The 18,052-nt window shown below is 70.2% G+C and carries 15 protein-coding genes; 8 read left to right on the plus strand and 7 right to left on the minus strand.

From position 1 onward, the window contains the following. The first annotated feature begins 4 nt into the window (after positions 1 to 4). Positions 5 to 1,099: a HupE/UreJ family protein gene (locus ACS5PN_RS20750; protein WP_439465912.1), complete on the plus strand. Its 1,095-nt coding sequence runs from the start codon at positions 5 to 7 to the stop codon at positions 1,097 to 1,099. Here the strand turns inward: ACS5PN_RS20750 and ACS5PN_RS20755 are convergent. From ACS5PN_RS20755 to ACS5PN_RS20765, 3 genes are all read right to left on the minus strand, one after another. Then, positions 1,083 to 1,454, minus strand: coding sequence for a hypothetical protein (locus ACS5PN_RS20755; RefSeq protein WP_439465913.1), 372 nt, complete (start codon positions 1,452 to 1,454; stop codon positions 1,083 to 1,085). The genes ACS5PN_RS20750 and ACS5PN_RS20755 overlap by 17 nt on opposite strands. Beyond that, positions 1,442 to 1,657 carry a hypothetical protein gene (locus ACS5PN_RS20760; RefSeq protein ID WP_439465914.1) on the minus strand — a complete coding sequence of 72 codons (216 nt, stop codon included), beginning with the start codon at positions 1,655 to 1,657 and terminating at the stop codon, positions 1,442 to 1,444. Before ACS5PN_RS20760 ends, ACS5PN_RS20755 begins: the two co-directional genes overlap by 13 nt. Before the next feature lie 66 nt (positions 1,658 to 1,723). Continuing rightward, positions 1,724 to 2,623: a 5'-nucleotidase gene (locus ACS5PN_RS20765; protein ID WP_439465915.1), complete on the minus strand. Its 900-nt coding sequence runs from the start codon at positions 2,621 to 2,623 to the stop codon at positions 1,724 to 1,726. Between the two features lie 76 nt (positions 2,624 to 2,699). On the opposite strand from ACS5PN_RS20765, the gene ACS5PN_RS20770 reads away from it, so the two are divergent. Then, positions 2,700 to 3,215: a DUF3455 domain-containing protein gene (locus tag ACS5PN_RS20770; protein WP_439465916.1), complete on the plus strand. Its 516-nt coding sequence runs from the start codon at positions 2,700 to 2,702 to the stop codon at positions 3,213 to 3,215. On the opposite strand, the gene ACS5PN_RS20775 is transcribed toward ACS5PN_RS20770, so the two are convergent. Next, entirely contained in the window at positions 3,212 to 4,393 is a 1,182-nt protein-coding gene (locus ACS5PN_RS20775) for a trans-sulfuration enzyme family protein (RefSeq protein WP_439465917.1), read from the minus strand. The genes ACS5PN_RS20770 and ACS5PN_RS20775 overlap by 4 nt on opposite strands. Next, positions 4,390 to 5,778 carry a pyridoxal-phosphate dependent enzyme gene (locus ACS5PN_RS20780; protein ID WP_439465918.1) on the minus strand — a complete coding sequence of 463 codons (1,389 nt, stop codon included), beginning with the start codon at positions 5,776 to 5,778 and terminating at the stop codon, positions 4,390 to 4,392. Before ACS5PN_RS20780 ends, ACS5PN_RS20775 begins: the two co-directional genes overlap by 4 nt. A gap of 208 nt (positions 5,779 to 5,986) precedes the next feature. On the opposite strand from ACS5PN_RS20780, the gene ACS5PN_RS20785 reads away from it, so the two are divergent. From ACS5PN_RS20785 to ACS5PN_RS20810, 6 genes are all read left to right on the plus strand, one after another. Beyond that, complete coding sequence (locus tag ACS5PN_RS20785) at positions 5,987 to 6,823, plus strand: ABC transporter substrate-binding protein (protein ID WP_439465919.1); 837 nt, start codon at positions 5,987 to 5,989, stop codon at positions 6,821 to 6,823. Between the two features lie 70 nt (positions 6,824 to 6,893). Further along, positions 6,894 to 7,595, plus strand: a complete 702-nt coding sequence (locus tag ACS5PN_RS20790) for an amino acid ABC transporter permease (protein WP_439465920.1) — start codon at positions 6,894 to 6,896, stop codon at positions 7,593 to 7,595. Continuing rightward, positions 7,592 to 8,266 (plus strand): amino acid ABC transporter permease, encoded by a 675-nt coding sequence (locus tag ACS5PN_RS20795; RefSeq protein WP_439465921.1) that lies wholly within the window; start codon positions 7,592 to 7,594, stop codon positions 8,264 to 8,266. Before ACS5PN_RS20790 ends, ACS5PN_RS20795 begins: the two co-directional genes overlap by 4 nt. Positions 8,267 to 8,362: 96 nt before the next feature. Further along, positions 8,363 to 11,533 (plus strand): hypothetical protein, encoded by a 3,171-nt coding sequence (locus tag ACS5PN_RS20800; protein WP_439465922.1) that lies wholly within the window; start codon positions 8,363 to 8,365, stop codon positions 11,531 to 11,533. 3 nt (positions 11,534 to 11,536) lie between these two features. Then, positions 11,537 to 13,225, plus strand: coding sequence for an SWIM zinc finger family protein (locus ACS5PN_RS20805; RefSeq protein WP_439465923.1), 1,689 nt, complete (start codon positions 11,537 to 11,539; stop codon positions 13,223 to 13,225). Between the two features lie 274 nt (positions 13,226 to 13,499). Next, on the plus strand, positions 13,500 to 15,395 hold the full coding sequence (locus tag ACS5PN_RS20810; RefSeq protein ID WP_439465924.1) for a reverse transcriptase family protein: 1,896 nt from the start codon (positions 13,500 to 13,502) through the stop codon (positions 15,393 to 15,395). 17 nt (positions 15,396 to 15,412) lie between these two features. On the opposite strand, the gene gspF is transcribed toward ACS5PN_RS20810, so the two are convergent. Continuing rightward, positions 15,413 to 16,624, minus strand: coding sequence for a type II secretion system inner membrane protein GspF (gspF, locus tag ACS5PN_RS20815; RefSeq protein WP_439465925.1), 1,212 nt, complete (start codon positions 16,622 to 16,624; stop codon positions 15,413 to 15,415). A 3-nt stretch (positions 16,625 to 16,627) separates the two neighbouring features. Next, a complete protein-coding gene (gene gspE / locus ACS5PN_RS20820; protein WP_439465926.1) occupies positions 16,628 to 18,052 on the minus strand; it encodes a type II secretion system ATPase GspE in 1,425 nt (474 codons plus the stop codon).

The following is an 18,052-nucleotide window of genomic DNA, read 5'->3' on the forward strand; positions in this document are numbered from 1 at the left end:
TTGCTTGTTGTGGCTGACGCTGCTGCTGTGCGGCGCGGCCCAGGCCCACCAGGCCAGCGAGGCCTATCTGAACTACCGCGTCGATGGCGCGGACGTCGAGCAGCGCCTGGACATCGCGCTGCGCGACCTCGACCGCGATCTCGCCCTGGACGCCGATGGCGATGGCAATCTGAGCTGGGGCGAGGTGCGCCAGCGTTGGCCCGATATCGAGGCTCTGGCGAGCGCTGGTGTTAGCTTCACGGCCGATGGCGCGGCCTGCACGCTCCAGGATCGCCCGACGCCTCAGCTCGACCAGCACAGCGACGGCATGCATGCCGTCCTCGTCAGCCATTGGCATTGCCCGGCCGCCGTGCATGAGCTGGACATCGACTACCGCCTCTTCGCCACCACCGACACGGCGCACCGCGGCCTGGCCCGTCTCGCCGGCGCGGCCGGTGAGCCCCTGGTACTGACACCCGGTGCCGGCCCGCAGCGCCTCAACCTCGAAAGTCGCGGCTTCGGCGGCTTCTTCGTCGAGGGCATGGCCCATATCGCCAGTGGCCTGGACCATGTGCTCTTCCTCGTCACGCTGCTGCTGGTGGCTGTCTGGCGCCGCGAAGGCAAGGGCTGGGCGCCGCGCGCCAATGGCCGCGCCGCGCTGGCCGAGACGCTCAAGCTCGTCACCGCCTTCACGCTGGCCCACTCCATCACGCTGGCGCTGGCCGCCAGCGGGGCCATCGATCCACCGGCCGCCGTGATCGAATCGCTGATCGCGTTGACCGTGCTGCTGGCTGCCGTCGACAACCTCAAGCCCTTTGTGCCGGGGCCGCGCTGGAGCATGGTCGGGCTCTTCGGCCTGGTGCACGGCGTGGGTTTTGCCGGGCCGCTGAAGGACCTGGGCCTGCGCGGCAGCGAGCTGGTGCTGCCGCTGCTGGGCTTCAACCTCGGCGTCGAGCTGGGGCAGTTGGCCGTCGTCGCTTTGCTGCTGCCGGTGGCGCTGGCCCTGCGCTCGGCCACCATCTACCGGCGCTGGATCGTGCCCGGCGGATCCAGCGCCGTCGCTGCTCTCGCGCTGCTCTGGTGCGTCGAGCGCAGCTTCGGCCTCAGCCTGCTGCCCTGAGCGGGCGCATGCGCTCGCGCAACAGGTCCAGGTCGAAGCGGTAGTAGACGGCCTGCACGCCGGACCCCGCTTCGCACGCCGACAGTGCGGCGCTGCCTTCGAGTGTCCTGCCGGCCACGTCGCGCGCGCCCAGGCGCGCCAGGCCCGGTGGCAGCTGGGCCAGCAGCATCTGGGCCAGGATGAGGCTGTCTGCTGCGTCGACGAGGTCGGCCAGCGGCACCTCGAAGCTGCCGCCGACGTCTTGCAGATGAGCGTTCAGCGCCTGCTCCAGCCGGGTGCTGACGCCCAGCATGGCCGGCTCGGCCGCAAAGGCCAGCGCGTCGGCGTCCAGCAGCGTGGCGATCAGGACGGCCATACGACCTCCCGGGGCGCCTGGGGGCTCAGTGGCGTGATGCGATAGCTGTAGCCGGGCCGCGCTTCCAGCTGCGGCAGCGTGGCGCGGCTGAAGCCGTCGCCGACGACTTCTCCGGAGCGCTCGTGCAGCATCTCCCAGTAGAAGCCGAAGGCCTGAGGTGCCGGCTGGCCGGCAGGAGGCGCAAAGAAGTCCAGATTCGCCACGGCATGCTCCCCGGAGCCCCACAGAAGGCCCCTGCATGCACAGACGCAGCCTGCGTTGCTATCCGGTCATCGGCCGCCCGCGATGCCGGCGCTGACATGACCCGCCGGCACATGGGCCGCGGCGCTGGTGACATGGCCGACCTGGTCGTCGAAGAAGAAGTCGGGTTCGAACTCGCGCAGGAATTCGCCCTTGGCCAGGCCGCCGAGGAACATGGCCTCGTCGACCTCGATCTGCCAGTCCATCAGCGTGCGGATGGCGCGCTCGTGCGCCGGCGCGCTGCGCGCCGTGACGAGGGCGGTGCGCACCGTCATGCCGCTGTCGCGCGACTGCTGCAGCCGGTGCAGGGCTTCGAGCACGGGCTTGAAGGGGCCGGCCTGCAGCGGCAGGTGGGCGCGTTGCAGCTCGTGCTCGCGAAACGCCGCCAGGCCGTCGCGCTGGAAGACCTGCTCGGCTTCGTCCGAGAACAGCACGGCGTCGCCGTCGAAGGCGATGCGCAGTTCCTGGGGATGGGCCGCCGAGGCGCGCGCGGCCAGCGGCATCACGCGCGCCGCGGCGACGCCGGCGCCCAGGGCCTGGCGCACATCGGCCTCGTTGGTGGAGAGGAAAAGCTGGGCCGACAGCGGCTTCAGATAGCGCCACGGCGAGGCGCCGCGCGTGAACACGCCGCGCTCGATGGGCAGGCCGTAGTGCTTGGCCGAGCGGAACACGCGCATGCCGGAGATGGGGTCGTTGCGCGACAGCACGACGACCTCGACCTGCGGCGCGCCGCCGGCATTGAAGGCCAGCAGCTTTTCGACCAGCGAGAAGGCCACGCCGGGCGGGGCCGGCTCGTCCAGACGCTGCTGCTGCAGGGCCATGTAGGCATGATCGTCGCCGGCCTCGAAGACCTCGTTCTCGGCCTCGAAATCGAAGAGGGCGCGCGAGGAGATGGCGACGACGAGCTGACCGGAAAGCGAGGCTGGCATGGCGGGCGATGATAGGGGGCGACTCCACCCCCGCGGCTTTCTAGACTGCGGCCTTCAGCCCTCGAAAGGTTTCTCCATGCGCGTCGTGTTCGCCCTGTCTCCCGTCCTCGTGCTTGCCGCCTGCGCGTCCCCGCCCACGCCGCCCCAGGCACCGGCGAACCTGCAGCCGCCCGCCGGCCAGACCTTCGTCATGGAAGCCCTGGCCAGTGGGGTGCAGATCTACGACTGCGCCAACAAGGCCGACGGCAGCGGCCCGGGCTGGGTGTTCAAGGCGCCGGAGGCCACGCTGGCCGACCAGCGCAGCAACCCGCTGGGCAAGCATTACGCCGGTCCGACCTGGGAGGCGCCGGACGGCAGCAAGGTCGTCGGCGAAGTGAAGGCGCGCGCGCCCAGCCCGACGCCGGAGAGCGCCATCCCCTGGCTGCTGCTGAGCGCCAAGAGCAACAGCGGCAGCGGCGTGTTCGCCAATGTGCGCAGCATCCAGCGTCTGAACACCGGCGGCGGCGTGGAGCCGGCCGAGCCCTGCACGACGGCAAAGCTCGGCCAGCAGGCCCGCGTGGCCTACACGGCGGCCTACTACTTCTACCGCTAGATCACGGCCAGCGCGGTGGCGAGGTCGCGACGCAGGTCGTCCGCGGCCTCGATACCTACCGACAGCCGCACCAGCGAGTCGGTGATGCCCAGGCGCGCCCGCGTGTCGGGCGGGATGGAGGCATGGGTCATCAGTGCCGGCAGCGAGATCAGGCTTTCGACGCCGCCCAGGCTCTCGGCCAGCGTGAACAGCTCGACGCGCTGCAGGAAGCGGCGTGCACCGGCGAGGTCGGTCTTCAGCGCCACGCTGATCATGCCGCCGCCGCCGCGCATCTGGCGCTTGGCCAGGGCGTGCTGCGGGTGGCTTTCCAGCCCAGGGTAGAGCACCCGCTCGACCTGCGGTTGCTGGGCCAGCCACGTGGCCAGTTCGGCAGCGCTGGCGTTGTGGCGTTCCATGCGCAGGGCCAGGGTCTTGAGCCCGCGCAGGGCCAGGAAGCTGTCGAAGGGCCCGGACACCGAACCGACGGCGTTGTGCAGGAACTCCAGCTTCTCGCGCAGCTCGGCCTGGCGCGGTTCACCGCCGACGACGGCAATGCCGCCGATGACGTCGCTGTGGCCGTTGAGGTATTTCGTCGCTGAGTGCACGACCAGGTCGAAGCCCAGTTCCAGCGGGCGCTGGGCCCAGGGGCTGGCGAAGGTGTTGTCGGTCACGGCCAGGGCACCGTGGTCGCGGGCCAGTTTGGCTATGGCGGCCAGGTCGGAGAGGCGCAGCAGCGGGTTGCTGGGCGTCTCGATCCAGATCAGCTTCGTGTCGGGCTGCAGGGCCGCGCGCACGGCCTCGGTGTCGCGGCTGTCCACATAGGTCACGCGCAGGCCGGCGCTGTGCTTGCGCACCCGCTCGAAGAGGCGGTAGCTGCCGCCGTAGAGGTCGTCACCCGCGACGATGTGGGCGCCGGCGGGCAGGGTGTCGAGCACCGTCGCCATCGCGGCCAGGCCGGAGGCGAAGGCATAGGCCTGGACGCCGCCTTCGAGGTCGGCGACGGCGCGCTCCCAGGCCTGGCGGGTCGGGTTGTGGGTGCGGCCGTACTCGTAGCCGGTGTGGTCGCCGGGGCCGTTCTGGCGGTAGGTGGAACTGACCGAGATGGGCGGCATGACGGCGCCCGTCACGGCGTCGGGCTCCTGGCCCGCGTGGATGACGCGGGTGTTGAAGTCCAGGCGGGTGTCGCTGCTGCTGCTCATCGCGCGACCTCCTTGCGCAGATGGTTGATGAGGTCGAAGCGGGTGACGAGGCCATGGAAGCCGGCGTCGTCCGCAATGACGGCGACGAGGCCGCGGCGCAGTTGCTCGTTCAGTTCAGTGAGTGAGGCGCTGGGCGCCAGCGTGATGACATCGGTGTTCATGGCGCTTTGTACCAAGGCACCAAAAGCCGTGGCGTCGGCATGGAGGCGGGCCAGCAGGTCGGATTCGTCCAGCAGGCCGACGAGGCGGCCGCCGTCCAGCACCGGCAGCTGCGACACATCGGCCTGGCGCATGCGCGAGAAGGCCGTCTGCAGCGTGTCGTCCGGGCCGACCGACACGACACCGCCGCTGGTCACCGGGCGCGAGATCAGGTCGCGCAGGTCACCCAGGCGGGGGCGGGTCAGCAGGCCCTGGTCGAACATCCAATGGTCGTTGTAGACCTTGGACAGATAGCGCGTGCCGGTGTCGCAGACGAAGGTGACGACGCGTTTGGGCGTGGTCTGCTCGCGGCAGTAGCGCAGGGCCGCAGCCAGCAGCGTGCCGGTGGACGAGCCGGCCAGGATGCCCTCGGCGCGGTAGAGCTCGCGCGCGGTGCCGAAGCTGTCGGCATCGCTGATGCTGTAGGCCGTGCGCACGGGGCCCAGGTCGGCGATGGGCGGGATGAAGTCCTCGCCGATGCCTTCCACGGCCCAGGAGCCGGCGTCACCAAACTTGCCGGTGTCGATGTAGTCCTTCAGGATGGAACCGACCGGGTCGGCCAGCACCATCTCGACGCCCGGCCGCACGCGCTGGAAATAGCGGGAGAGGCCGGTGATGGTGCCGCCGGAGCCGACACCGCAGACGATGGCGTCGACGTCATGGCCCATCTGCTGCCAGATCTCTGGCGCCGTCGTCGTCTCGTGGGCCAGCGGGTTGGCGGGGTTGTTGAACTGGTCGGCATACCAGGCGCCGGGGATCTCGCGCACCAGGCGGGCGGCGACGTCCTGGTAGTAGGCCGGGTGGCCCTTGCCGACGTCGGAGCGCGTCAGGTGCACCTGGGCGCCCAGGGCCTTGAGCTGCAGCACCTTCTCGGCGGACATCTTGTCGGGCACCACCAGGGCCACCTGGTAGCCCTTGGCGCGGGCCACCAGGGCCAGGCCCAGGCCGGTGTTGCCGGCGGTGGCTTCGACGACGGTGCCACCGGGTTTGAGCAGGCCTTCGCGTTCGGCCGTCTCGATCATGGCCAGGCCGATGCGGTCCTTGATGGAGCCGCCGGGGTTCTGGGATTCGAGCTTGAGGAAGAGCTGGCACAGGCCGGTATCCAGGCGCTGCACGGGCAACAGCGGCGTGTTGCCGATGAGGTCCAGCACGGCGGGGCGGGCCTCGAGCGGGGGGCGAGCGGTCATGACGAATCGGGCCGCGGGTCGGGCGCGGCCAATTTTGGTAGTCCTCGCAGGATACGAAGGCAGGCTTCGCGCGCAATCCCGTTTTTCACCTGAGCTTGCACGTTTTTCGATGAAAGCGCTGCCGCACAAGCAAATGCGAAAAGCGTCGTTCACGAGCGCTTATGCGATTCCTAGAGTGCGGCCACGTTGATCCCACAAGGAAGCTGAAATGTCCCTCTCCCGCCGCCTGCTGACCCAGGCCCTCATCGCCACCGGCCTGCTGGCTGTCCAGGTCGCCCACGCCGACCAACTCGACGACATCAAGAAGAAGGGCGAACTGGTCGTCGGCGTGCTCGGCACCGACGAGCCCAACAGCTTCATCGACCCCAAGACGCGCGAAATCATTGGTTACGAAGTCGACCTGGCCCGCGCCATCGCCGCCAAGCTGGGCGTCAAGCTGCAGATCAAGCAGCTCGCCGTGGCCGCACGCATCCCCGAGCTGCAGCAGGGTCATGTGGACCTGCTGGCCGCGTCCCTCACGCACAACAAGGAGCGCGAGGCCGTCATCGACTTCTCGCTGACCACCTTCGTCACCGGCCAGAAGGTGCTAGTCAAGGCCGACAGCGGCATCCAGAACCTCGCCGCGCTGACGGGCAAGAAGGTCGTCACCATCAAGGGCGGCACCCAGGAGCCCAACATCCGCAAGGCCGTGCCCCAGGTCGACGTCGTCACCTTCGACACCGGCCCCCAGGCCTTCCAGGCGCTGCAGCAGGGGAAGGGCGTGGCTTTTGTCAACGATGAGGTCTCGCTGCTGGACCAGCATGCCAAGCTGGGTGCTGCCTCGGCGCAGTACCGCATCCTGGACCAGAACATCAGCGTCGAGCCGCTGGCCATCGGCATCAGGAAGGGCGAGAAGCGCCTGAAGGCCGAGGTCGATGCCGCGCTGACCGGCCTGGAGAAGGGCGGCGACGCCGACAAACTGTTCGTCAAGTGGTACGGCCCCGACACGCGCCTGAAGTTCCCCAAGCGCACCTTCAAGATCGACAGCGACAAGGTTGAAAGCTAAGCACCTGTCGCATTGATCGCAGCCGCCGCCTCACGAGGGCCGGCGGCTGTCTTGTTTGTCCGTGAACCCCATGCCCGTCCTGTCCTTTGCCCCGCTGCTGCAGGGCGACTACCTCAGCTGGCTGCTCGAAGGCCTGCGCCTGTCGCTGCTGCTGACCGGCCTGACGCTGCTGACCGCGCTGCCGCTGGCCGTCTTCATCGCGCTGCTGCGCCTGTCGCCTTGGGCGCCACTGCGCGTCGTCGGCGAGAGCTATGTCGAGGCGGTGCGCTGCGTGCCGCTGCTGGTGCACATGCTGTTCTGGTATTTCGGCGTGCCCGAACTGCTGCCGGCCGGCATCAAGGCCCAGGTCTATGCGGGCAATATCGAAGTCTTCAGTGCCTGGGCCGCGCTGACGCTGTACACGGCGGCCTATATGTCCGAGGACATCCGCTCCGGCGTGCGCGCCGTGCCCGGCGCCCAGCTTGACGCGGCCATGGCCCTGGGCTTCAGCTATCTGGCCGGCATGCGCCTGGTGGTGCTGCCGCAGGCCCTGCGCATCACGCTGCCACCGCTGCTGTCGCAGACGCTGAACCTCTGGAAGAACACCAGCATCGCCACCGTCATCGGCGCGGCCGAGCTGATGACCGAGGCCCAGCGCGTCGAGTCCGCGACCTTCCGCGGCTTCGAGACCTTTGCCCTTGTCACCGTGGCCTATCTGTCGGTGTCGCTGGTGCTGACGGGCCTGGCGCAATGGGCGCAGCACCACGTGTCGCCGCGGGAGGCCCGGCGATGATCGAGTTGGTTGACACCTACTGGCTGTATTTCCTCGTTGGCCAGTACCCGCACGGCCCGCTCGGCGGCCTGGCATTGACGGTCATCCTGGCCACGCTCGGCCTGGTGCTGGCGCTGCCGCTGGGCGTGCTGCTCGGCCTGGCCCGCTTCAGCCCGCGCGCGGGGCTGCGTCGGCCGGTGACGGCCTGGGTCTGGGTCGTGCGCGGCACGCCGCTGCTGATGGTGGTGTTCTGGGCCTATTTCTTCCTGCCCACGGTCACCGGCCACAAGACCGACCAGTTCTGGACCATGCTGATGGCACTGATCGTCTTCGACGCCGCCTACCTCGCCGAGATCGTGCACGCCGGCCTGCAGGCCCTGCCGCGCGGCCAGTTGCAGGCCTCGATGTCGCTGGGCATGACGCGCAGCCAAGCCCTGCGCTCGGTGCTGCTGCCCCAGGCCTTGCGCCACATGCTGCCCTCGCTGATCAACCAGTTCGTCGCGACCATCAAGGAGACGTCGCTGGGCACCATCATCGGCCTGTCCGAATTGAGCTTCATCGCCAACCAGATCAATGCCCAGGTGCTGGTCAAGCCGGTGGAGATCTATCTGACGCTGGCCCTGAGCTACTTCGTCATGTGCTTCGGATTGACGCGCGTGGCCAGGCTGGCCGAGCGCCGCCTCGCCAGCTGAGCGGGCTCGAAGCTAGGGGGCAGTGTCGGCAAGGGCTTGCACGGCTCTACCATGCGCCCCTGATCAAGTCCAAGAGCGAGCTCAGGGAGGCTCCCGATGCAAAAGATGGCGCGTGCGACGCTGGTGCGGTCGCGCAATCCGGCACAACGCTGCGTGGTCGAACTGGTGGCGCTGGACCTAGCGGCCGCGGCGCGCCACATCGTCACGGTGCGGGAGGCCACGCGGGAATCGTCGCTCACGCCCAGGCCCTGCGAGTTGCCCGAAGCGCAACGCCGGGCGCGGGACTTCATCTGCCGGCGCCTGGCCGCGGGCGACCAGCTGCTGTCGCATGAAGGCTTCCCGGACCTGGCCGACGCTTCGCCCGAACCCACCGTCCTGAAGCCCGCGGCCCCGCCGCCCGCCCGCGCAGTGCCTGCCTCGATCACCGCGCTGGTGGCGCGTTTCCAGCCTGCACGCTGGAAGCTGGAAGCTCCGGCCCGGCGTGCGCGCGCCGCCTGGCGGGTCGGTGAGGTCAGCGATGCGGCGTCGGGCGGTGCGGCACAGCAGGCGCTGCGCGGCCTGGTACCGCGGCTGGTCGAGCTGCTGAGCAGCGGCGACGACCTGCTCGACCTGTGCCTGGCCGTGGCCATCGGCCGCCTGGGCGACCCCGGTGCCGCGGAGGCCATGCAGCAGCTGTCGCAACGCGGCCGCAGCCCGGCGACCTGCCGCATGGCACGCCAGGCGTGGTTGATGCTGGCGACACCGGCCGAGCGCGTCGCCGACGCCGACAAGCTGCTGCCAGGCTGGGCCGCTGAGCTGAACAGCGACCTGCCCGGCGAAGGGCTGCTGGCCCAGGTCGAAGCGCAGTTGGCACCGCGCGCCGCCAACTGGGCCCAGTTGCTCACCAACTGGTACGACGTGGCCTGGACGCAGCCCGAGCCCCGCGCCGCGCTGCTGCGGCTGCTGAAAATCCTGCCCTTGCAGGCGCCTTACTTCCAGGGCGTCCGCTATGTCTACAAGGCCGCCGAGATGCGACGCGATGCCGAGGCTCTAGGCCTGCTGCACGCGCGCTTCGAGAACAGCGTGCCGGTGCTGGGCAAACCCAGCGGCCGGCGATACGTGTCGCCCGACACCGGGGCGTGGATCGAGCGCGCCCACGGCGGTGCACGTGCGCCGGCCCAGGCCTTCGGCAAGAAGACCCGCGACTACCTCCGGCTGCGCGCCTGGCGCCAGCTGCGCCGCCGGGCGGCGCTGGAACATCCGCAGGCCCCCGAGCTGGCCGTGAGCCTGTTGCTGGGCCTGGTGGACGATGAACAAGCCCCGCCGCGCGAAGAGCAGCGCTGGGCCTATGTCAACCGCAGCTACGAGCGCACGACGCGGCTGCATCACCGCGGCGCGGGCTGGCTGCTGGTGGCCAAGCTGCTGCTGCCGCGCTGGCCCGCGCTGCAAACCAGCGCCCGCGCCAGCCGCTGGTGGACCTACCAACCCCTGGACACCCGCCGCCCCTTCGAGCAGCGCCCCGAAGCGCTGCAGGCCATGTGGGACGCGCACCCCGAGGCCCTGCTGCAACTGGCCCTGCGCAGCCGCAGCGCGCTGGTGCAGGCCGTGGTGGTGCGCGCCTTGCAAGACCATGCCGACTTCGTGAGGCAGCAGCCCCCTGGCGTGGTGGCATGCCTGCTGCAAAGCGCCTACGAGCCAACCGCGGCGCTGGGGTTCGACGTGGTGCGCACCCGCCTGGCGGCGCTCACCGACACCGCAGAGCAAGTGCCCTGGCTGGTGCTGATGGCAACCAGCGTGCACGCCCCGGCGCGCGAGCACGCGCTGATGCACATGGCCGGCGACCCGGCCGCGTTTGCTCAGTACGCAGAACTGGTCGTGGCGCTGCTGCTGGCGGCCGACGGCCGCGTGCGCGGGCAGGGCCGGGGGCTGGCGCTGCTGGCGCCTGCCGAGCCGCTGCTGCGTGAACTGCTGGCGGCCCTGCTGGCCTCCGACGAGCATGACCCGGGCCTGGCCGCCGGCGCCGCACTGGCCGAACAACTGCTGCAAGGCCCCTTGGGCGCCGCCGCCTCAGACTGGCAGGGGCTGGGTGAGCTGCTGCCGCTGCTGGATCACCCGTCCGTGCCGGTCGTGCGCCTGGCGACGACATGGCTGCTGCTGCACCCGGCCGGCTTGGCCGTAGTGCCGCCGGCCACGCTCACGCGCCTGCTGTCGGCCGAGGACGGCGAGTTGCGCGCCTGCGGTGCCCGGCTGCTGGCTGCCTTCCCCGACGAGGTGCTGGCGCAGCAGGTGGACCTGCTCGTCGCGCTGGCCACGCAACCCGCCGCCAGCGTGCGCGCCGCGGTGGCGCCGGCGCTGCCACGGCTGGCCGCGCGCGACGCTTCGCTGGGCCGGAGACTGGCCGATCAATTGCACGCCGCCCTGTTCCAGAGCGAGACCGGCGAGGGCATGCACGACGACGTGCTGCGCTGGCTGACGCAGGACCTGTCCGGCTTCGCCCCGGCGCGCGACCCCTCCGGCGTATGGCGGGCCCTGCAGGCACGCAGCACCGGCGCACAGCGGTATGGCGCCTGGGCATTGCCCGGCTTGGCCGCCAGCGACTACAGCCTGCGCCAGCTCGCCACGCTGGCCCGCCACGCCGACGTGGGCGTGCGCAGCTGGGCCCTGCAGGGCCTGGACGCCAGCCTGCCCGCGCAGCCCACGCCGGCGCAGTCGGCCGAGTTGCTGCCGCTGGCCGACACCGGCTTCGACGATGCGCAGGCCTACACCCGCCAACTGTTCGGCGAGCGGCTGGCCGACGAGTCGCTGGACGTGGAACTGCTGATCGCCTGGGTGGACCACCCGCAACCTTGGGTGCAGGCGCTGGGCCGTGCCCGGCTGGTGCGCCGCATGAGCGCGGCCGACGCGGCGCTGTGCCTCACGCGGCTGAGCCAGCACCCCAGCACGCAGGTGCAGCTCTTCGTCACGCAATGGCTGCTGGAGCTGCCCGCCGACGACCCCGCCGCGCTGGCGCGGCAGCTGCGCGCGCTGACGCCCTATCTGCTGACCGTGCTGAGCCAGGTGCACCGCGGCCGCGTGGCCAAGACGCGCGTCACCGAGTTCCTGCGCGCCCAGGTCCAGGCGCCCGAGACGGCTGCCGTGGTGGCCGAGATCTTCGCCCGCCAGGTCGTCACCGCCAGCCTCACCGACAAGCCGCAATACATCGCCGGCCTGCGCGACATCAGCCGCCGTCACCCGCAGCTGGCGCTGCCCTTCGTCACCTGGACGCCGCCCGCGGTCCAGCCCCACTGAGCCATGGAATTCCGCTACAAGTACTACGGCGCCAGCACGGTGGACGACACGGCCACCACGCAGGCCTTCAGCTTTGCGCCCGACACCCTGCGCCCGCCGACCTGGTTCGAGGGCCTGTTGCGGCGCGACTCGCACGCCCACCTGGTGTTTCGCGAGGCGCTGTCGGCGCTTCACTCGGTGGTGGTCAGCGACCAACGCTTTCGCGGTCGCGACCCGGGCGCCTACCAGACCTGGCTGCAGGCCAACGAGGGCCAGCTGCTGGCCGGCTTCATGGCGCAGTCCGAGTCCTTGAAGGCCAGGTCGGCGGAAGTCTCTGCCGAGCTGACCGCACTGCGCAACAAGAAGGTGTCGCTGCTGGCGCCGTTCTACAAGGCCCGGCAGCGTTACTTCGACTGGCTCTACAAGGCCCATCGCGACATGTGGTTCGTGCTGGACCCGGTCATCAGCGTGCATCCGGAGCGGCTGTTGTTCGAGGCGTTCAGCCAGGACGAATCGACCTACTGCGCCGTCAGCATCAGGCACGATGTGTTCGATCGCGTCGGCGAGATGGCCTGCGGCACCACCAACATCGACTACTCGGCCAGCCTGTTCGAGGAGTTCCAGAAGATCCGCGACTACAAGGCCACGCGCTTCGCGGTGGATCCGACCGGCTTCACCGTCAGCACGGCGGGCGACCCAGCATTCCACGAGGAAAAGATCGACCTGCCCGACAGCTGGGTGCGCGGCTTCCTGCAGGTGTCCAGCGCGATGACGCTGCCGGCCACCGTGCTGGAGCTGCATCCCATGGACCTGCACAACCTGTGCAGCCTGCTGCGCCAGCGCAAGGAACGCGCCGGGCCGCGCTCGCTGCGCTTCGAGCTGGCGCCGGGGCAGCCCGCTCGCCTGGTGATGGAGCCGTGGGGGATCGAGCTGAAGGCGCAGCGCAGCGCCATCGTCGGTGCACCGCTGACCGAGCCGCGCAGCGTCCGGCTGTGGGGGCGGCGCCGCCTGCTGACGCTGGAGCGGCTGATTGCGCTGGCCACCCGCGTGCGCGTGCACCTGCTGGGTTCGGGCATGCCCAGCTTCTGGGTGGTCGAGATGGGCGACGTGACCGTGACGCTGGGCCTGTCGGGCTGGACGTCCAACGACTGGTCGGCCGCCGGCCGGTTCGACCTGCTGCAGGCCCGCCACGAGGTCAGCGAGGCCAGCAAGCTGGCCGTGGCCCAGGCCCTGCAGGCCCGCTGGCTGGCCACACCGGCCGAACTGGCCGCAAGCACGGGGTTGCCGCAGGCCGATGTGGATGCCGCCATGACGCTGTGGGTGCAGGCGGGCCGCGCCATCTTCGACCTGCCCAGCGGCCGCTATGCCTGGCGCGAGCTGTCGCGCGAACCGCTGCCGCTGGAGAGCCTGCGCTTTGCCAGCCCGGAAGAAGAGGCCGCGCTGGCCCTCGTCCACGCCCGCGGCGTGCGGGTGGGCGGCATCCGCCGCGAGGCGACGCGCACCCTCATCGAGGGCACGGTGAACGACGGCGCCCACCACTGGGCACCGCGGCTGGTGCTCAACGCCGACCAGCAACTGCAGGATGGCCATTGCGGCTGCAACTTCTACAGCCAGAACAAGCTGCGGCGCGGGCCGTGCGCCCACATGCTGGCGCTGCGCCAGCTGGCCCAGCCGCAGCTGGACGAAGCCACAAAAACAGGGGAGGCGGCATGACGAGATCCGTCGCTACACTGCCGGCGAGTGCAGTGCGTGGGCTCTTGCAATCCGGGCGGTGTTTCGCCGCCCTTGTGAACTGCCGTTCTACGCACCACGGGGGCCGTCTTCACTGTGCCGGGCTGCCACCCATAGCGCCATGCCGATGGGGTTCGCTTCGAACGCATGCGCGCTATGGGTGGCGCCCGGCGTCGAGTGGACAGCCCCCGTCCCTCAAGCCTTTCAGGCTCTTCGATGAGAAGCGCACTGCACTCAACTTTTCAGGGCTGACGGCATGACAGAGCGCATGCCGACCCGCATGGAGTTGCTGGCCCGCATCGCCGCGAGCAGCAAGGACGCCGTCGTCCTCTCCGAGATGCAGCGCCTGGGCTACTGGCCCGCCGACGCCGCCCAGCCCACCATCGATGCCGCGCTGCTGGCGCGCGAGAAGGAACTGAACAAGGCCTTCTACGCGTTGCAGGAGGAACTGCGCGTCAAGGGCGACCCCCAGGCGGCCCTGGAGGCCATGCGCCGGGAACGCATGGCGCGTGCCCGGGAGCAGCGCGAGGCGAGGGCCCAAGCCCGCGAACGCCAGCGCTACGAGCGTGCGCTGCGCTGGCACGAGACGCGCAAGACCGAGGCCGGCTATCTGGGCGAGGGCGTGTCCGGCGGCCTGGGCGCCGAGGCCGACCCCGAAGCTGTCAAGGCTGGCCTCCTGGCGGCCGGCCTGCCGGCGCTGACCACGCCGCTGGAGCTGGCCCAGGCCATGGGCCTGAGCCTGGCCGAGCTGAAGTTCCTGTGCTTCCACCGCGAGGTGGCGCGCAGCACGCATTACCGGCGCTTCAACCTGCCCAAGAAGACCGGCGGCGTGCGCACCATCTCCGCGCCCATGCCGCGCCTGAAGCGCGCCCAGTACTGGGTGCTGGACAACCTGCTGGCCAAGGTGCCCTGCCATGCGGCCGCCCATGGCTTCCTGCCGGGGCGCAGCATCGTCAGCAATGCGGTGCCGCATTGCGGCCAGGACGTGGTCATCAACCTCGACCTGAAGGACTTCTTCCCCAGCATCCACTTTCCGCGCATCAAGGGCGTGTTCCGCGGCCTGGGCTACGGCGAGGCCGTGGCCAGCCTGCTGGCCCTGCTGTGCAGCGAGAACGCCTGCGACGAGCTTACGGTGGATGGCGAGCGCTTCTTCGTCGGCGGCAAGGGTCACGAGCGGGTGCTGCCCCAAGGGGCGCCGACCAGCCCCATGCTGACCAACCTGCTGTGCCGCAAGCTGGACCGCCGCCTGGCGGGCCTGGCCGGCAAGCTGGGTTTTGGCTACACGCGCTATGCCGACGATCTGACGTTCTCGGCTTCGGGCGAGGCCGCTGCGCGCGTGGGCCGGCTGCTGCGCCAGGTGCATCATGTGCTGGGCGACGAAGGCTTCACGCCTCATCCCGACAAGCAGCGTGTCATGCGGCGCGGCGCACGCCAGGAAGTGACCGGCGTGGTGGTCAACGCCAAGCCTTCGGTGTCTCGCGAGGAGCGTCGCAAGCTGCGCGCGGCCCTGCACCGCGCCGGCCAGCAAGGGCTGCAGGCCGCCAGCTGGCAGGGCCAGGCTGCCACGCGCGACACGCTGGTGGGCTACGCGCGCTTTGTGCACATGGTCAACGCCCAGCAGGGCCAGCCGCTGTTGCAGCGTGCGCTGGCCTTGTCGGGCAGCGCCGGTCCAGCCCGCAAGCCCGATCTCTTCCGCAACCAGGCCGCCAAAGGCCAGGCGCCGGCGCGCCGGCAGGGCGATTGGTGGCTGGTGGCGCCGCCACCCGAACCGCAACTGGCCCTGACCGCCGGCCAGATGAAGGCGGCGCGTCAGCAAAGGCTGAACACCGAGCGTGCCGCGCGCAATGAAGCGAAGAAACCCAGCCCGTCGCAGGCCGCGTCGGCCAGGACGGCGCGCGCGCCTCAGCCGAGCGAGGTGCGCCGCGCTGCGGATGACGGGCTGCCGCCGGTGCTGTGGGGCCGTTTCGCCGCCCAGTTGCTCGGCCTGGCCCTGCTGGCCCTCAGCCAGCGCAGCGCCTGGTTCTTCATCCTGGGCGTGCTGTGGCTGAGCCAGGCCTTGAAGGCGCGCGATGCCTCCTGGCTGCGCTTCGGCCTGGGCGTGGTCGTCCTGACGGTCGTGACCAGCCTCCTCAAGGCCATCGGCAAGATCTAGCCGCAGCGCCGCTGCGGTTATTTCACCCAGGTGTTCAGCTGGATGATGGGCAGCAGCACCGCCAGCACGATGAGCAGCACGACAGCCCCCATCGCGACGATGAGCAGGGGCTCCAGCAGCGTTGCGGCGGCCATGGAGCGGCGCTGCACCTCGGTGCCGAGCTGGCGCGCGGCGCGGCCCAGCATGTCGGGCAATTCGCCGGTCTGCTCGCCCAGGCGGGCGAACATGGCCAGGATGCCGGGGAAGCGCTTCTTGCCCGCCAGCGCCAGGCCCAGCGGCGCGCCTTCGCGCACCTGCACCAGGGCGTCCAGCGCATCGGCCTGCATGGCCCGGTTGGACAGGGTCTCGGCCGCGGCCTGCAGGGCCTTCAGGATGGGCACGCCGGCGCCGGCCAGCATGGCCAGGGTGCCGGCGAAGCGTGCCGCGTTGTAGCCGCGCGCCAGCCGTCCGATGAGGGGCAGGCCGAGGATGGCAGCGTCGAAGCGTTGCCGAAAGGCCGGGGCCTTCAGCGCGAAGCGCAGGGCTACGCCGCCAGCGATGAGGACGGCGAGCATGGCCCAGCCCCAGCTGCGCACAAAGTCGCTGATGGCCAGCATGCCCACCGTCAGCGCGGGCAGGGCGCGCTTGGAGCCGGTGAACACCGTCGCGATCTGCGGCACCACATAGGTGACGAGGAAGATGACGATGAGGACGGAGATGAAGGACACGATGGCCGGGTAGGCCATGGCGCCAATCAGCTTGGCCTTCAGGTCCTGGCGTTCTTCCAGGTCATCGGCGAGCTTTTCCAGCACCTTGCCGAGGGCGCCGCTCTGTTCGCCGGCGGCGACGACGCCGCGATAGACCTCGTCGAATTCGCGCGGCGCCAAGGCCAGCGCACGCGCGAAGGCCGAGCCGGCGTTGACCTCGGCCTTCAGCTGGCTGATGAGTTCGCGCTGCTTGGTGTCTTCGCTTTCGTCGGCCAGGGCCGTCAAGGCGCGCTCGATGGGCAGGCTGGAGCCAACCAGGCCGGCGAGCTGCCGCGTCCAGACCGCCAGGGCCGTCGGGCTGAAGACGCGGCGCGTGAAGCGGCTGCCCTCCTGGGTACCGTGCTGCTGCACCATCTCGATGCTCAGCGGTGTCAGGCCCTGGGCCCGCACCAGGGCACGCGCGGCGCGCGGGTTGTCGGCCTCGATCAGGCCGCTGCTCTGGCGGCCGGCGTCGGTGAGGGCTTCGTATTTGTAGGCCGGCACGGCTTACTCTCGGGTGACCCGAAGGACTTCTTCCAGCGAGGTGACGCCAGCATTGATCAGCCGCTCGCCGTCCTCGCGCATGGAGCGCAGGCCGGCGGCTTCGGCAGCCGCCTGCAACTGGCTTTCGGGCGCGCGGTTGTGGATGAGGTTGCGCACGGCGTCGTCGGCCACCATCAGCTCGTAGACGCCGGTGCGGCCCTTGTAGCCGGTGTGGCCACAGGCGTCGCAGCCCACCGGGTGCCAGCGCTGGTGCTCGTCCTGGCGCTTGCAGACGGGGCACAGCCGCCGCACCAGGCGCTGGGCCAGCACGCCGAGCAGGGAGCTGCTGAGGAGGAAGGGCTCGACGCCCATGTCGGTCAGGCGCGTGACGGCGCTGGGCGCGTCGTTGGTGTGCAGCGTGGCCAGCACCAGGTGGCCCGTCAGCGAGGCCTGGATGGCGATCTGCGCTGTCTCGTAGTCGCGGATTTCGCCGATCATGATGACGTCCGGGTCCTGGCGCAGGATGGCGCGCAGGGCCTTGGCGAAGGTCAGGTCGATCTTGCTGTTGACCTGGGTCTGGCCGATGCCGGGCAGCTCGTATTCGATCGGGTCCTCGACGGTCAGCACATTGGTCGTGCTGGTGTCGACAGTCTGTAGCGAGGCATACAGCGACGTCGTCTTGCCCGAGCCGGTGGGGCCGGTGACGAGGACGATGCCGTGGGGCTGCTGGACCAGCTTCTTGAAGGCCGACAGCACATTGCCGTCCATGCCCAGGCCTTCCAGCGTGAACTTGGATTCGCTCTTGTCCAGCAGGCGCAGCACGGCGCGCTCGCCATGGGCGCTGGGCAGCGTCGACACGCGCACGTCGATGGCGCGGCCACCGATGCGCAGCGAGATGCGGCCGTCCTGCGGCAGGCGCTTCTCGGCGATGTCGAGCTCGGCCATGATCTTCAGGCGCGAGATCAGCGCCGCGTGCAGGCCGCGGTTGGGCTGCACCACCTCGCGCAGCGTGCCGTCGACGCGGAAGCGCACCGATGAGGCGCGCTCATAGGGCTCGATGTGGATGTCGCTGGCGCCGTCCTTGGCCGCCTGGGTCAGCAGCGCGTTCAGCATGCGGATGATGGGCGCGTCGTTGGCGGCCTCGAGCAGGTCCTCCACGGCGGGCAGGTCCTGCATCATGCGCGACAGGTCCACGGCGCTCTCGACCTCGCCGACGACGACGGCCGCGCTGCTCTCGCTGCCGGCATAGGCGGCGTTGATGCGCTCGGCCAGCGGGCCTGCCGCTTCGGATTCAAGCCTGTCCACCAGGTAGAGGCGCTGCACTTCCGACAGCGTCGCCCAACCCACCTCGGGCGGGGCCCACAGCGTCAGCGTGCTGCCGTCGTCCTCCAGCAGCACGGTGTTGGCCTTGGCAAAGGCATAGGGCAGGGGGTGGCGGGTCGCGGGCAT

The organism is Roseateles sp. NT4 (assembly GCF_051857475.1).
GTDB lineage: Bacteria > Pseudomonadota > Gammaproteobacteria > Burkholderiales > Burkholderiaceae_C > Pelomonas.

Excerpts from the sequence above, each read along its gene's own strand:
- ACS5PN_RS20790 (WP_439465920.1), top strand. The coding sequence starts at position 6,894 with ATGCCCGTCCTGTCCTTTGCCCCGCTGCTGCAGGGCGACTACCTCAGC.
- ACS5PN_RS20805 (WP_439465923.1), top strand. The coding sequence starts at position 11,537 with ATGGAATTCCGCTACAAGTACTACGGCGCCAGCACGGTGGACGACACG.
- ACS5PN_RS20800 (WP_439465922.1), top strand. The coding sequence starts at position 8,363 with ATGCAAAAGATGGCGCGTGCGACGCTGGTGCGGTCGCGCAATCCGGCA.
- ACS5PN_RS20755 (WP_439465913.1), bottom strand. The coding sequence starts at position 1,454 with ATGGCCGTCCTGATCGCCACGCTGCTGGACGCCGACGCGCTGGCCTTT.
- ACS5PN_RS20785 (WP_439465919.1), top strand. The coding sequence starts at position 5,987 with ATGTCCCTCTCCCGCCGCCTGCTGACCCAGGCCCTCATCGCCACCGGC.
- gspE (WP_439465926.1), bottom strand. The coding sequence starts at position 18,052 with ATGCCCGCGACCCGCCACCCCCTGCCCTATGCCTTTGCCAAGGCCAAC.
- ACS5PN_RS20765 (WP_439465915.1), bottom strand. The coding sequence starts at position 2,623 with ATGCCAGCCTCGCTTTCCGGTCAGCTCGTCGTCGCCATCTCCTCGCGC.
- ACS5PN_RS20770 (WP_439465916.1), top strand. The coding sequence starts at position 2,700 with ATGCGCGTCGTGTTCGCCCTGTCTCCCGTCCTCGTGCTTGCCGCCTGC.
- ACS5PN_RS20810 (WP_439465924.1), top strand. The coding sequence starts at position 13,500 with ATGACAGAGCGCATGCCGACCCGCATGGAGTTGCTGGCCCGCATCGCC.
- ACS5PN_RS20795 (WP_439465921.1), top strand. The coding sequence starts at position 7,592 with ATGATCGAGTTGGTTGACACCTACTGGCTGTATTTCCTCGTTGGCCAG.
- ACS5PN_RS20775 (WP_439465917.1), bottom strand. The coding sequence starts at position 4,393 with ATGAGCAGCAGCAGCGACACCCGCCTGGACTTCAACACCCGCGTCATC.
- ACS5PN_RS20780 (WP_439465918.1), bottom strand. The coding sequence starts at position 5,778 with ATGACCGCTCGCCCCCCGCTCGAGGCCCGCCCCGCCGTGCTGGACCTC.